Below are 13,481 nucleotides of genomic sequence, written 5' to 3'. Positions count from 1 at the left end.
AGCATCTGACGGGCAAAATTTTCACCCAACGCATTGAACGTAATAACCTGACGCTCCGCACCCGCATTAAACGGTTGGCTCGTAAAACAATCTGCTTTTCGCGCTCAGTTGAGATCCACGAAAAAGTCATTGGAGCGTTTATCGAGAAACACATGTTCTACTAATTGGAGGCATCACCAAATTATAATATAATCATATTGATATTTATTTTATAAACGACTTTTTAGTCTGAATAGCGCATTGATTTTGCTTAAAAACATACGCTATGAGACACAAGATAAGAATTATTTTCATTCATTTGGAAATATATTCAGATTAATCTGAGCTTTTTTAGCGCTAAGTGGCTGATTTAACATACTCATACATTTATATTTCTTAACTGTTGTAGCGCTGGAAATGGATGATTATGGGCGAGGAAGGGCAGGTATTTCGCTGAGAAGCGAGGACAGCAGATCAAATACTTCACCGAATAAGTGTTCGCAAAACGGTGCCAGCAGCGGCATCATCATACTGATAAATACCAGACCCAATGTTAAAGTGACGGGGAAACCAATGGCAAATACCGACAACTGAGGTGAAACCCGGTTTAATAAACCCAACGCCAGGTTGAGAACCAGTAACAGGGTAATTAATGGCAGCGCCAGTCTCATTCCTTGCAGGAAAACCACGGCTGCCGAGCGGCAAAGCGCGAGCCAGGCATTGCCATTTAAGGTATCTCCGCCAATCGGTAATGTATGGAAGGTGTCGCAAAGCATTGAAATCAACCACAGGTGGCCATTAAAGGATAAAAACAGCAACATGGCCAGCATATCCAGCAAGCGCGCCAGAACGGGCATGTTCAGCCGGCTGGAGGGGTCAAAAAAGGTCGCAAACGAGAGGCCCATCTGTAAGCCGATGACCTCGCCGGCCATGCGGATTGCGGCAAAGGCAAACTGCATAGTAAAACCAATGGCAATACCAATCAGGATTTGCTGAATCAGCAACCAGAAGCCCGCCGGCGAAAATAGAGTGACCTGAGTTAATGGCAGCCCTGGCAGCAGTACCCAGGTTATCATTACGCCAAGGGCAATTTTAACCCGTTTACTGATGGCTTTTTCGCTGAGCAGCGGCGCCGTCATCAGCAGCGCCAGTATGCGGGCCAATGGCCAGAAAAACTGGCTGACCCAGAGCATCAGCTGACTGCTGTCAAAGTTAATCATTTAGCCAATCATATAGGGCAGGTTGCTGAACAGCGTGCGCATATAATCCAGCAACAAGTTGAGCATCCACGGGCCGGCGATGACGATAGTGGTGATTACCGCGAGGATCTTGGGGATAAATGACAGCGTTTGTTCGTTAATTTGGGTAGCTGCCTGTAAAATACTGATCACTAATCCGCTGAACAGTGCCGCCAGCAGCAAGGGGGCGGCAACGGAAAGTGCTAGCATCATGGCATCGTGTCCGATGACCATGACCGATTCAGGTGTCATAGATTTCTCCTGTAAACCTTGCTTAGCCGGCTGGTTATCACCACGGTGACGACAGGCTAAGAGTAAAATGACTGCGCCAGCGAGCCGACCAGCAGCTGCCAGCCGTCAACCAGTACAAACAGCATCAGTTTAAAAGGTAAGGAAACGGTTGCTGGCGGTACCATCATCATTCCCAGCGCCATCAGTACGCTGGCAACCACCAGATCAATAATCAGAAACGGAATAAAAACGGTAAAGCCAATCTGGAAGGCGGTTTTCAGTTCGCTGGTAACATAAGCCGGCAGCAGAATGCGCATTGGCACCGCTTCAGGTCCGGCAATGGGCGGCGTATTAGCCAGCCGGGCAAACAGCGCCAGATCGGCCTCCCGGGTCTGACGCAGCATAAAGCTGCGTAGCGGCTGGGCCCCTTTTTGCAGGGCAACTTCCATCGAAATTTTGTCCTGACTGAAAGGCAGGTAAGCATCCTGATAAATCTTATCAAGGGTAGGGGACATAATAAAAAAAGTCAGGAACAGCGCCAGGCCAAGCAGCACCTGATTAGGCGGTGCCGAAGGCGTGCCAAGCGCATTTCTTAACAAACCGAACACGATGATAATGCGGGTAAAACTGGTCATCATCAACAGTATGGTGGGTAAAAAGGTCAGTGAGGTAATAAATACCAGCGTCTGCACGGGTAGTGACCAGCTCTGGCCGCCGTTTGCCATTGGATGGCTTACCAGCCCAGGTAACTGTGCCTGAGCCTGTGACATAAATAGCAATAGCGTGAGTGGCAGAAAATAACGCTTCATTGTGATCGGCCTGTACGCTTAAGCAGTGATCCCAGCGCCTGACGAAAGTCAGTCTCAGGAACGACGGGCTGCGGATTATCCGTTGTGCAGACTGGGGCTAACGTATGCAGATGGCAAATTTGTGTTGAGGTGACCCCCAGCACCAGCCTGGCGTCTTCCACATCGATAATCACCACACGTTCGCGTTGACCGAGCTGGCAGCTGGCGCTGATGTTCAGCGTCTGACCGCCGGTTTTGCGCGATGTCAGTCCAAGGCGTTTAGCCAGCCCGCCGCAGGCCAGAATCAGCAGCAGAATGGCGGCTAAGGTCCCACCAACCTGAGTCATTACCGCGCCGGTTGACACCGACGGGCTTTGTACAGTTGGCTGGCTACTACCGTGGGCGCTGGTTAACGGAGAGAATGACATCAGCGGCTCAGGCGACGCATACGTTCTGATGGCGTAATTATATCGGTAATACGCACGCCATATTTATCATTGACCACCACCACTTCCCCCTGGGCTATCAGGTAACCATTGATTAAAATATCCAGCGGTTCACCAGCCAGGCCATCCAGTGCCACTACTGAGCCCTGCGCCAGACGCAGTAACTCTTTAATTGTCATTTTCGTCCGGCCAAGTTCAACAGTCATTTTTACCGGAATGTCCATAATCAGGTCGATATCCTGCATGGGCCCCGGATTTTCGCTGTTTTCCAGTGACTTAAATATCCCTTCAGACGATGCGCCTGCCGCCTGTTGATCCAGTGCGTCAGCCCACAGGTCGTCCGCAGAGGTGTCATCGGACGGCTTTTTGCTGTCACTCATTTGGGCTGTTCCTCGTTCAGCGAATGTAAAATCGGGTTAATCAGATGCTCAACGCGCAGCACGTACTGACCGTTAAGCGTGCCATAGTGGCTGGTCATGACCGGCACGCCGTCCACATGGGCGATAATGCGTTCGGGTTTTTCGATTGGCAGAATATCACCAGGTTTTAGTTGGAGAATGCGCGATAAACGCAAAGAAACCTCAGCAAAAGTCGCGATTAACTGCAGTTCAGAATGCTGAACCTGCCTGACCAGGGTGTCACGCCACGCCTGATCTTCCTGACGAGAGTTGGCCAGCGGAGGATTGACCAGGGTTTCACGCAGTGGCTCTATCATGGAGAAGGGAATACAAATGTTAAATTCCCCCATCAGGTTGCCAATCTCTACCTGAAACGCAGTATTCACCACAATATCGTTTGGTGAAGTGGTGATATTGGTAAACTTCACCTGCATTTCGGAGCGAATGTATTCAATCTCCAGCGGGTAAATGGGTTGCCAGGCCTCACTGTAGCCATCCAGTGCCAGCTTGAGCATACGCCGGATGACGCGTTGTTCGGTATGGGTAAACTCCCGCCCTTCAACTTTGGTCGGGAAACGTCCGTCACCGCCAAACAGGTTATCCACCGCGACAAAAACCAGACTGGGTGAAAACACCATCAGCGCTGTGCCGCGCAGTGGCTTCAGATGGATCAGGTTCAGGTTGGTCGGCACGGGCAGGTTACGGGCAAATTCATGGTACGGCTGAATCTTAATTGCACCGACGGTAATATCCGGGCTACGACGCAGCAGATTAAACAGTGCCATGCGATATGAACGCGCGAATCGTTCATTAATCAGCTCCAGCGTCTGCAGGCGCTCACGCACCACGCGCCGCTGAGTATTGGGATCATAAGGCCGGATATCGTTATCGCCAGAACCTGTGTTCTGTTCATTTGACGCGCTGTCGCTATCGCCATTAAGCAGCGCGTCAATTTCGGCCTGTGAAAGAATGCTATCACCCATATCAGAATCACCGCAAAATAAAGGCTGTGAACAGTACGTCGGTCACGACCTGTGGAGGTTGTCCCGGTACCAGCGGCGGCGCAAGCACTTCTTTAATTTGCCTGACCAGTGCTTGCTTACCCTCTTCGCTGGCCAGCGTACTGGCACTCTGGCGCGAAAGCAGCAGTAATAACCGGCTGCGCACTTCGGGTAGATAGTCACTTAAACGTTGACGCGTCGCTTCGTCGGGCAAACGTAGCGTAAAACCAACGTAAAGCACACGTTCGGGATCGTTATCGGGATTGACCAGATTGACGGTGAAGGTATCGAGGGCCAAAAATACCGGCGCTGCAGGCGGCGGTGTTTTTTTCACTTCGCTGGTCTTGTCCGTAGGCATGTTGTGCTTCATTTGCCAGACTGCATAACCTGCCACGCCGCAGGCGACCAGTGTTAAACACATTAACACCGGCAGCAGAATATTTCGTTTTCCGCCTTTGGTTTTAGCTTTATCAGTCATAATTACTGTTACTTCCTGTGATTATTAGGGCGGTAAACCACTCCGCAGCCTTATGGCTCTTAATGCAAATTATGCCGCGTCCTGCGTCAGACAATTGCCAGAAAAGACGCGGCTTTTACGGCTAGCTTGGGCGTTTGTCCTCCTCAGGCGAAAATATCGACAGCGCCGCGATCGGCGGCCAGACGCTGGATTGACACCGGAACGGCTAACGCCACGCTGTCACTTTCGCTCTCATTACCGCTTGCCAGGCTGAATGTGTGGCCGGCTGGATTTTTGTGGTGACTTTGTTCGTGCTGACCGGCAAACGACTGACCCTGAGCAAAAGCATCGCTACTGACATGACTCTGCCCCAGATTGATGCCGCTCGCGGCGAGGGCATGACGCAGATGAGGGATAGCGGCTTCCAGGGCGGCACGTACCTGGCTATGCGCGGAGACCATATTCAGGTTTGCCTGATCGTTGTCCAGTTGCAGACTAATCTGGATACTGCCCAGATCTTCGGGATGTAAATGAAGCTCGGCACTGTGCTGACCATGGCGACTGAACATAATGACATGCTGACCCAGAGCGTGCTGCCACTCCTGGCTACCGAGCTGAGCACTGAGATGGGCGCCTGGTGGGGCAGAAACCTGACTGGTCAGGCTGGGCGTCTGTGCGGCACCGGCGGTTGATACTATTACACCGGGTGTCGTCGTCGGACCGGAACCTGAATTTTCTTTATCGGAAGAGCGCGCACTGAGAAATGACTGTGTAAACTCCACCGGCCTGGGCGCTACAGGCTCTGGCGTGGCCACGGGGGAGGGGTGATGGGCGTGGGGAGGGGCCACCGTTGTTGCCGTTGTTGCCGTTGAGATTTTTGCTGTTTTAGCGGACACACTGATAGCGTTACGTGCATGTTTTGCCGCGGTAAGCAGGCTGGCGGGAGCCGGTGGCCCGCTACGTTTTTCTCCGGTGATTAAGGTCGTGTTGCCATCGCCACTGTCTGTCAGTGGTGCACCAGCTGCTTGCACTATGTTGTGGGGCAGCATAGTCAGTAAGGCTTGTAATGTCTGCATGTCAGCGCTGCTTAGCGTGGCCGTGGCCGTTTGTGGCGTTGGCTCGCTGTTTTTCACAGGCTGGCGGCTGGTGCTGGCATGTAACAACGTGTGCAGTAGTTCCGGTTTATCAAGCTGGCTGAGCAGCTGATTCAGGTCAGCACTGATGCCGTTGTCCGCGGTGCCTACCGCAGGACAGGCCTCACTGTGCGCATGGCCGGTTGACGCCTGCACACTCTGGTTTTTTATCAGGGCCACCAGCCGGTCACCCAGTAACTGCAAAAATGGCGGTGCTGTGTGTGGGTCGATGCCATGACCCGCCGGTAGTCGTATATCCTCGCCGGCCTGCTGGCCATCACTGACCGGCAGGTTACTGGTATTGATTGTATTACTGATTACCATTGGCAATGAAATCATTGGCCTTTCCTCAATGATGCCCGCTGGGCAAATTCATCCATTCGTTTTTGGTCGCGGCGATTTTCCTGCCGCCGTTCGCTGGCAGCGGCGCGTGCCTGTAATGTCTGAAAAGCCTGTACCCGCTGCTGTTTATCGCGCCACCAGGTCAGCGCGTTTTCCAGCCGCAGGCTCCACTGGCTGAGTTGCAGACGGTGTTGTTCGATCGCTTTTTCCAGAGTCTGAATAAACAGGTGATAGTTGTACCAGCGATCGCTAGCCATTCCTTCGACCATACTGTCATTAAGCTGCAGGCGATATTCATCCTGATAGTTGAGTAACATCGTCAGCTGCTCTTCAGCCTGCTGATGCCCGCGACGCACGTCGCCCAGCTGCACTACGGCTTTGTCGAGTTCCTGCTGTGCGAGGTCACATAATGTGTTCATGGTGTTGCTATTTTTCATGGCCAGTTCCTCATCGTAATGATGCTCAGCCAAACAGTGCGGCGAGATGCAAACATGCATCATCGTAAGCACTTCGTTCATAAATGCCCTGTTGCAAAAAAGCTTTCATTTCCGGGTAAAGCTTGATGGCCTGATCGAGCATCGGATCACTGCCTGCGGCGTAAGCGCCAACGCTGACCAGATCGCGATTACGCTGGTAACTTGATAACAGCTGCTTAAACTGACGTACGCGAGCGTATTGTTGTTCATCTATCAGATGTGCCATTACGCGGCTGATGGAGGCTTCAATATCAATCGCCGGATAGTGCCCGGCTTCAGCCAGCTGGCGCGACAAAACAATATGGCCGTCGAGGATGGCGCGCGCGGAGTCCGCAATCGGGTCCTGCTGATCGTCCCCTTCAGTCAGTACAGTATAAAAAGCAGTAATTGAGCCACCGCCGCTGATCCCGTTACCTGCACGCTCTACCAGTGCCGGTAGCCGGGCAAACACCGAGGGGGGATAGCCTTTGGTTGCCGGTGGCTCACCAATCGCCAGCGCAATTTCACGCTGCGCCATTGCATAACGGGTCAGCGAATCCATGATCAGCAGAACATGCTGACCACGGTCGCGAAAATCTTCAGCAATACGGGTAGCATAGGCGGCCCCCTGTAAGCGCAACAGCGGTGAGACGTCGGCAGGTGCGGCAATAACCACCGAACGGGCGCGGCCTTCACTGCCAAGAATATTTTCGATAAAATCTTTAACTTCGCGTCCGCGCTCACCAATCAGTCCGACGACGATAACATCGGCTTTGGTATAGCGTGCCATCATCCCCAGCAACACGCTTTTGCCCACGCCCGACCCGGCAAACAGCCCCATACGCTGACCGCGACCGACGGTCAGTAACGCGTTAATGGCCCGAACCCCGGTATCCAGCACTTCGCTAATTGGCGTGCGCTGCAGCGGATTAAACGGCGGCGTATTCAGCGCAGCTTTGTAGCCAGTATTTGGTGAAGGCAGCCCATCGAGCGGGCGCCCGCTACCATCCAGCGCACGTCCTAATAATTCCGGGCCGAGCGGCAGCTGCTTACCACTTTGTGCAGTATCACTATTCACCCGGGCGTAGACGCGCGCACCGGGCAGAATGCCGTCGACTTCTTCCAGCGGCATTAAAAACAGTTTCTGGCCGTTAAAACCAACCACTTCTGTTTCGATTTCACAAATCTGGTTGCCGTTGTGGCGCTCAATAACGCAGGTTGCTCCCAGCGGCAACTGCAGCCCGCTGGTTTCCAGTACCAGGCCCGTTGCCCGCGTCAGTCGCCCATAGCGTCGCATAGTGGGTAACTGTGCAATACGCTGTTCAAAAGCATCCAGGGAACCTAGCCAGGCAGAAAGACGGCTTGTCATCACAGTTCTCCGGGTGCAGCCAGCCGGCAGAGTTCCTGCCAGCGGGTAGCGATACTGGCATCCAGATCGCCGTCTTCGGCACTGACTTTGCAGCCGCCGGCGTGAATGGTGGCATCGGCCAGCAGTCGCCAGCCGTGCAGGTTGAGTGTTGCGCCAAGACTGTTTTCTACCCGCTGAAAGTCATCGGGATGGACGCGCAATGTTGGCTTACCACTGAACATTGGCTCCTGCTGGATCATCGTCTGAATCTGACGCAGCAGGGCGCTGCCATCAACATGCGGTGGCTGTCCCAGAACCTGACGGGCGGCTTCAAGCGCCAGTTGCATCAGGCGCGAAGCAATCACGCTGTCCAGCGCTTCCAGCGTGTGCTGAAAGTCTGCAACTAACTGCTGCATGCGCGCCTGTAACGGAGCCTGCTGCTGTTGGGCTTCGGCCAGTCCTTGCTGATAACCGGCGTCATAGCCGGACTGTTGTCCTTCGGCGTAGCCTTTTTGTTGCCCCTCGGCATAACCAATGGCCTGCGCTTCATTGCGGGCCGCCATCTGCAATTGTTCTAGTGCCTGTGGTGGGATAACCTCAGCAGGTGGGCTGAGCAGTTCAGGCTCTGGCTGTGCCTGAACATCAATCACAGAGGGTGTCTGTTGTGATAAATCCTCAGGCTGCCAGCGTTGCCATGGCAGGGCGCTAATATCAGACATAGGTTTCCTCGCCGCCGCCAATTACCATTTCGCCACTCTCGGCCAGACGACGTACAATAAGCAGAATCGCTTTTTGTTCGCTTTCGACGACCGACATGCGTACTGGCCCCCGGTTGGCCAGATCGTCGCGCAGGATGTCCGCCGCGCGCTGAGACATATTGCGCAGGAATTTTTCGCGCAGCGGTTGGTCGGCACCTTTCAGTGCAACCAGCAGCGACTCGGATTCCACTTCCTGTAGCAGGCGCTGAATACTGCGATCGTCGACTTCCACCAGATTTTCGAACAGGAACATTTCATCAATAATTCGCTGTGCCAGTTCGCTGTCGAAGGCGCGAACGGCATCCATGACAGCTTCTTCCTGCTGGGTTTTCATCAGGTTAATAATTTCGGCGGCGGTGCGAATACCGCCCATCTTCGCCCATTTAAGATTCTGGCCGTCCAGCAGGTTATTAAGCACTTCGGTAAGTTCAGCCAGTGCCGCAGGCTGCACGCCACCGAAGGTCGCAATACGCAGCATGACATCATGGCGCAGTCGTTCATCGAACTGTGCCAGGATATCGGCCGCCTGGGCGCGCTTCAGATGCACCATGATGGTGGCAATAATCTGCGGGTGTTCATCGCGGATAAGATCAGCCGCTGCCTGAGGCTCCATGAAATTGAGGGTTTCCATCCCGCTGGTGGTTTCTTTGGTTTCAAGAATATCCTCAAGCAGGCTGGCGGCGCGTTCTTCGCCAAGAGCTTTGGTCAGTACCGCGCGCAGATAATCACCAGAGTTAATACTCAGGGCCGCATACTGTTCGGCCTGAGCTTCAAATTCACGCAGGACTTCCGTGAGCTGCTTATGGGAAACCTGTGGCATGTTGGTCATTGCCGCGCTCAGTTGCTGAACTTCACGCTGTCCAAGATGCTTAAAGACTTCGGCGGCCCGATCTTCGCCGATGGTCATGATCACCACAGCACTTTTTTGGATACCGGTCAGACTCATTGTTCGTCCTTCATCCAGTTGCGAATAACCAGCGCCACAACGCGCGGGTCCTTCTCTGCCATTTCACGGATATTCTGGCTCATCATCTCAGCACTCATACGATTCTGAGATTTACGTTCCCGGTCCTGCTCATCTTTTGACAGCGATACCGTAACCGCGTCGTTTTGCTGTTCGTTCTGGCGCTGGCTGATTGCTTCCGCTTTTAAGCGATCCAGTTCAGCCTTGCGCAGGAGTTGCGGACGCACCATTTTGCGATAAAGGATCCAGGCGACAATCAGCACCAGCAGCCAACGGCCAATCTCAAGCATCTGATCGATAAACGCTTGCTGTTGCCAGAACGGCAGGTCGCCTGCGGCGGCATCAGCCTGATTAAACGGTGAATTCACCACGTTCAGGCTATCGCCACGACTGGCGGTATACCCCATCGCCTGGCGGGTCAACTCCTCAATCTGCTTTAACTGGGCGTCAGTCAGGGCGACGGGTTTGCCGGCGGCGTCCTGACGATAATTCACCACGACTGCCACGGACAGGCGCTGTACCTCGCCAACGTTTAGCCGGGTGTGGCGAATGGTCCGGTCCACTTCAAAATTGACGGTTTCATCTTTGCGGGTACTGGATGGCAGGTTGTTCGCAGTGTTGTTGCTGTTGCTGGCGCTATTTTTATTGCTGCTGGCATTATTAGGGTTACGGTTAGCCTGATTCTGACCGTTAGCCGCATTATTATTTGGCGTAGTAATCGGTGCGGTATTTGCCGGTGCCGGCTGGTTTGACAGCGCGCCCGGCACGCCGCCGGGGTAGGGGCCGCCAATTTGTTCGCTGGCTGAGGTCTGCCGGGAACGCATAACCTGATTATCAGGCTTGCTATTAGGTTTGTATTGCTCGCTGGTCTGTTCGCTGCTATCAAAATTAATCTGTGCGGTAACCTGAGCGTGAACGTTACCGTTACCGGTGAGCGGAGAGAGAATATTCTCAATACGCTGCTGGTAGCGGGCTTCCACATCGGCAGTATATTTCAGCTGGGCATCATTCAGGTCACGGCCGGCAGCATCAGATTTGGTCAGCAGATGGCCTGCCTGATCAACCACCGTAACATTGCCAGGGGGCAGACCAGCAACGCTGCTGGAAACCATATGGACAATAGCGGAAATCTGACCGTCATCCAGCGCCCGGCCGGGTTGCAAAGTCAATGTAACTGAAGCTGACGGTTTTTTTTGCTCACGAACGAACAGCGTGGGTTTTGGCATTGCCAGGTGCACGCGGGCACTTTTTACCGGACCAATGGTTTCAATTGTGCGTGCCAGTTCACCTTCCAGTGCCCGCTGATAGTTAACCTGTTCACTGAACTGGCTGATACCGAATTTTTCTTTATCCAGCAATTCAAAACCGACGCCTCCCCCCTTTGGCAGACCTTGCTGGGCCAGGCGCATGCGTAATTCCGGCACTTTATCGGCCGCCACCATGATGGCACCGCTATGTTCATCAAGACGATAGGGAACGTTCATTTGGCTCAGCTGACTAACAATCGCGCCGCCATCTTCATTCGACAGATTGCTATACAGTACGCGAAAGTCCGGCTGCTTCGCCCAGAGTACCAGAGCAATAACCACCGCAATGGCTGCGGCACTGGCCACGAGAATAGGCACCCTCGGGTTGGCTCGCAGTTTTGTCAGAAGGTCGTTGAACCCTTTGTAGGCTGGCTTATCCTGTGTGACAGTCGCATTCATGATAGAACCCTGCCTGAAAGCTGACCGGATAGGTGGATGTCGTGTCGTAACAAAACTAACTCCCTGAACCGTTGGTGAAGATGAAGTAACCCAACTTTGATAGCTGTCATTATTTTCGCAAAAGCCAAATTCGATGGCTGGATAAGCTGTATTTTTTGCTTTTATTTAGCGGCTTTGTCTGATTGACGATGTGGTAGTTTTTCTCTCAGAAAATAATAGATGTAATAGCGCAAGGGGGAACGGTGGCAATTGAAGGTATCCAGAGCGTTCTGCAGCAAATGCAGGCGAGCGCCGTGCAGGCGGCAGGGGACCAGACACAAGCGCGGAGTGCATCTGTGGGTGATTTTTCTGGCCAGCTTAAGCTGGCGCTGGATAAAATCAGCGATATTCAGCACACCGCAAAAACACAGTCGCAGGACTTTGAAATGGGTAAACCTGGTGTGGCACTTAATGACGTCATGGTCAATATGCAAAAATCTTCTATCGCCATGCAGATGGGAATTCAGGTGCGCAATAAGCTGGTTAGTGCCTACAGCGATATCATGAATATGCAGGTTTAGATTTATAATTTGTTGAAATAATGACGGGATGTAACCGCAATAGGTTGCTATGACCAGTTATAAGCAAAAATGAGTGTCAGATTGTGCTCACCCGCATTGGTTGCGGGTGTTCTGCCAGTCGCAGTCGGGGAGGAGGTGGCTCTGCTGGGCCACCCACTGCTCCGTGTCTTTGAAGCCGCAGGAGCTGCAGGCTTTTGACTTGCAGCTCTGGCAGAAAAAGCGGGAGTGGGTGCAGTCTGGCGATACACAGCAATAGCGACGAACGCCCATCTCAGTGGTGCCGCAGGCGAGCATGCGCTCAACGCAGAGGCGGCTCCAGGGAGTGATGCGGTCCCCAAATTTTTCGAGGAACCTGTTCCCGCCGTCATCGGTGGTGAAGAGCAACTTTGCAGGGCGCGGAATATACATGCCGCAGAGTATAAAACGGGGCTCAGAGCATGCAAACCATCGGAACCGCGAAGCGGTGACGCTCGCCTCACAGGGGCGCTACGTTCCGGCGCTATGTCAGTCATATCCCGGCGAAGCATTTTAAAATGATGTTACTACGGTTTTTTGTCCAGCCGTAAACGGGGCGAACTGCTGCCGAAGTTGTATGAAGCCCTGGAGATGGAAGCGCGGAAAAAACCGGAGCTGCCGGGCGTCGCGGCGCTGATGAAGGAATTTCTGCGCACAGACCCGTACAAATGCATCCTGTGCGGTAACCGGCTGCCCTTCAGCAGTGCGCAGGCCGGCAGACACGCCACGGAGTCAGTGGCAGAAAGGCTGCATAACATTCGACCGAAACGATGGCTTCTGGCTCAGCCGCAGGGTAAGTGCGCCTGATATTGGGTTTAAGGTTAAAAATACGCCGAAAACAGCATTTTCTCACCCTAAGTTACCCAGTCGTGCGCTATCAGGTCACCTCAGGTAATAAAACTCATGGTCAGGAAAATTTTAAAACGCGTTTACATCCCTAACCATTAAGTGCGTCACTCTACCGAGATACCGACAGTGATCGGGATCGACACAGGCCCGTGCGCGTCGTTTGTTTTTATGGTAGCGGTGCCTTGGCGTCCATCCAATTCCACCGCGAGCCCATCCGCCTGGCAAGTGGCGACAACGTCAGGGCTCTTGCCGTTGCACCCCACTTTCAGTGTGGCGTTCGGGCTTTTCGCTTCAATGAACTTCACCGTTTGGCCGGTTGTGCCCCGTTCGATGGTGCCGAAGGATATGGGGTCTGCTACCGTTGCGGAGGCTTCGTAGCCCGGGGTATGGTCGACCACGACGGGTCTTTTGAACACGGGCACGCCTTGATGGATTTCTGCCCCCGGGGCCATTTGGTTGTCCACTAATACGTTGAAGAAGTCAAATTCCACTCTGTTGGGGGCGGTGAAGTACAGATTATCCGCAGTGGCAGACATTTCAGCGACGTATTGGCCAGAGCGGTGGGGCACGGCCACTTGCATATTAATCGAAAGGTACGCGGGACTGCCTGGTACAAGCGACTGCGGGTGATGCCTCTAATTGGTTGAATCTGATGTATAATGCGGGCTTTTGAGGTTCTCTTATGGCCAGCGTTAACGTTCATTGTCCCCGTTGTCAGTCTGTTCAGGTTTACCGCCATGGTCAGAACCCTAAAGGCTATGACAGATTTCGCTGCCGTGACTGCCACCGCGTGTTTCAACTCACTTACGCTTA

The 13,481-nt window shown here is 53.3% G+C and carries 17 protein-coding genes and 2 pseudogenes; 4 read left to right on the top strand and 15 right to left on the bottom strand.

Annotation, left to right across the window (positions count from 1 at the left end):
• Positions 1 to 164 (top strand): IS1 family transposase (locus tag BL249_RS06360; protein ID WP_241898819.1); only part of this gene is annotated, 164 nt, incomplete at its 5' end.
• Between the two features lie 240 nt (positions 165 to 404).
• Here BL249_RS06360 and fliR read toward each other — a convergent pair.
• The 13 genes from fliR to fliF form a co-directional block, all read right to left on the bottom strand.
• Positions 405 to 1,199, bottom strand: coding sequence for a flagellar biosynthetic protein FliR (fliR, locus tag BL249_RS06355; protein ID WP_099707560.1), 795 nt, complete (start codon positions 1,197 to 1,199; stop codon positions 405 to 407).
• Positions 1,200 to 1,469, bottom strand: coding sequence for a flagellar biosynthesis protein FliQ (fliQ, locus tag BL249_RS06350; protein ID WP_099707559.1), 270 nt, complete (start codon positions 1,467 to 1,469; stop codon positions 1,200 to 1,202).
• Between the two features lie 56 nt (positions 1,470 to 1,525).
• Entirely contained in the window at positions 1,526 to 2,257 is a 732-nt protein-coding gene (gene fliP, locus BL249_RS06345) for a flagellar type III secretion system pore protein FliP (RefSeq protein WP_099707558.1), read from the bottom strand.
• Positions 2,254 to 2,664, bottom strand: a complete 411-nt coding sequence (fliO, locus tag BL249_RS06340) for a flagellar biosynthetic protein FliO (protein ID WP_099707557.1) — start codon at positions 2,662 to 2,664, stop codon at positions 2,254 to 2,256. The genes fliP and fliO overlap by 4 nt, the downstream gene beginning before the upstream one ends.
• The gene (gene fliN / locus BL249_RS06335) at positions 2,664 to 3,062 is read right to left on the bottom strand and encodes a flagellar motor switch protein FliN (RefSeq protein ID WP_099707556.1); all 399 of its coding nucleotides are present in this window, start codon (positions 3,060 to 3,062) and stop codon (positions 2,664 to 2,666) included. Before fliN ends, fliO begins: the two co-directional genes overlap by 1 nt.
• Positions 3,059 to 4,063: a flagellar motor switch protein FliM gene (gene fliM / locus BL249_RS06330; protein ID WP_099707555.1), complete on the bottom strand. Its 1,005-nt coding sequence runs from the start codon at positions 4,061 to 4,063 to the stop codon at positions 3,059 to 3,061. The genes fliN and fliM overlap by 4 nt, the downstream gene beginning before the upstream one ends.
• Before the next feature lie 7 nt (positions 4,064 to 4,070).
• Entirely contained in the window at positions 4,071 to 4,559 is a 489-nt protein-coding gene (gene fliL, locus BL249_RS06325; protein ID WP_099707554.1) for a flagellar basal body-associated protein FliL, read from the bottom strand.
• Between the two features lie 143 nt (positions 4,560 to 4,702).
• The gene (locus BL249_RS06320; protein WP_099707553.1) at positions 4,703 to 6,010 is read right to left on the bottom strand and encodes a flagellar hook-length control protein FliK; all 1,308 of its coding nucleotides are present in this window, start codon (positions 6,008 to 6,010) and stop codon (positions 4,703 to 4,705) included.
• Positions 6,007 to 6,450: a flagellar export protein FliJ gene (gene fliJ / locus BL249_RS06315; RefSeq protein WP_099707552.1), complete on the bottom strand. Its 444-nt coding sequence runs from the start codon at positions 6,448 to 6,450 to the stop codon at positions 6,007 to 6,009. Before fliJ ends, BL249_RS06320 begins: the two co-directional genes overlap by 4 nt.
• 25 nt (positions 6,451 to 6,475) lie before the next feature.
• Complete coding sequence (gene fliI / locus BL249_RS06310) at positions 6,476 to 7,837, bottom strand: flagellar protein export ATPase FliI (RefSeq protein WP_099707551.1); 1,362 nt, start codon at positions 7,835 to 7,837, stop codon at positions 6,476 to 6,478.
• The gene (gene fliH, locus BL249_RS06305) at positions 7,837 to 8,535 is read right to left on the bottom strand and encodes a flagellar assembly protein FliH (RefSeq protein ID WP_099707550.1); all 699 of its coding nucleotides are present in this window, start codon (positions 8,533 to 8,535) and stop codon (positions 7,837 to 7,839) included. The genes fliI and fliH overlap by 1 nt, the downstream gene beginning before the upstream one ends.
• Positions 8,528 to 9,520, bottom strand: coding sequence for a flagellar motor switch protein FliG (fliG, locus tag BL249_RS06300; RefSeq protein WP_099707549.1), 993 nt, complete (start codon positions 9,518 to 9,520; stop codon positions 8,528 to 8,530). The genes fliH and fliG overlap by 8 nt, the downstream gene beginning before the upstream one ends.
• Positions 9,517 to 11,244 carry a flagellar basal-body MS-ring/collar protein FliF gene (fliF, locus tag BL249_RS06295; protein WP_099707548.1) on the bottom strand — a complete coding sequence of 576 codons (1,728 nt, stop codon included), beginning with the start codon at positions 11,242 to 11,244 and terminating at the stop codon, positions 9,517 to 9,519. The genes fliG and fliF overlap by 4 nt, the downstream gene beginning before the upstream one ends.
• Positions 11,245 to 11,486: 242 nt before the next feature.
• On the opposite strand from fliF, the gene fliE reads away from it, so the two are divergent.
• A complete protein-coding gene (gene fliE, locus BL249_RS06290) occupies positions 11,487 to 11,804 on the top strand; it encodes a flagellar hook-basal body complex protein FliE (protein WP_099707547.1) in 318 nt (105 codons plus the stop codon).
• Positions 11,805 to 11,912: 108 nt separating this feature from the next.
• Here the strand turns inward: fliE and BL249_RS06285 are convergent.
• A pseudogene (locus BL249_RS06285) lies at positions 11,913 to 12,212 on the bottom strand (transposase zinc-binding domain-containing protein); the annotation flags it as partial.
• Between the two features lie 89 nt (positions 12,213 to 12,301).
• On the opposite strand from BL249_RS06285, the pseudogene BL249_RS19175 reads away from it, so the two are divergent.
• A pseudogene (locus BL249_RS19175) lies at positions 12,302 to 12,626 on the top strand (IS91 family transposase); the annotation flags it as partial.
• A gap of 146 nt (positions 12,627 to 12,772) precedes the next feature.
• Here BL249_RS19175 and BL249_RS06275 read toward each other — a convergent pair.
• The gene (locus BL249_RS06275) at positions 12,773 to 13,204 is read right to left on the bottom strand and encodes a hypothetical protein (protein WP_158233125.1); all 432 of its coding nucleotides are present in this window, start codon (positions 13,202 to 13,204) and stop codon (positions 12,773 to 12,775) included.
• 146 nt (positions 13,205 to 13,350) lie between these two features.
• On the opposite strand from BL249_RS06275, the gene BL249_RS06270 reads away from it, so the two are divergent.
• Positions 13,351 to 13,481, top strand: a 131-nt coding sequence (locus BL249_RS06270; protein WP_342633895.1) for an IS1 family transposase, incomplete at its 3' end; no start/stop codon positions are given.

It is taken from the genome of Erwinia sp. OLFS4 (assembly GCF_002752165.1).
Taxonomy (GTDB): Bacteria; Pseudomonadota; Gammaproteobacteria; order Enterobacterales; family Enterobacteriaceae; genus Izhakiella.
The sequence above is the reverse complement of the archived record's forward strand: the minus strand, read 5'-3'. Positions and strand labels throughout refer to the sequence as shown.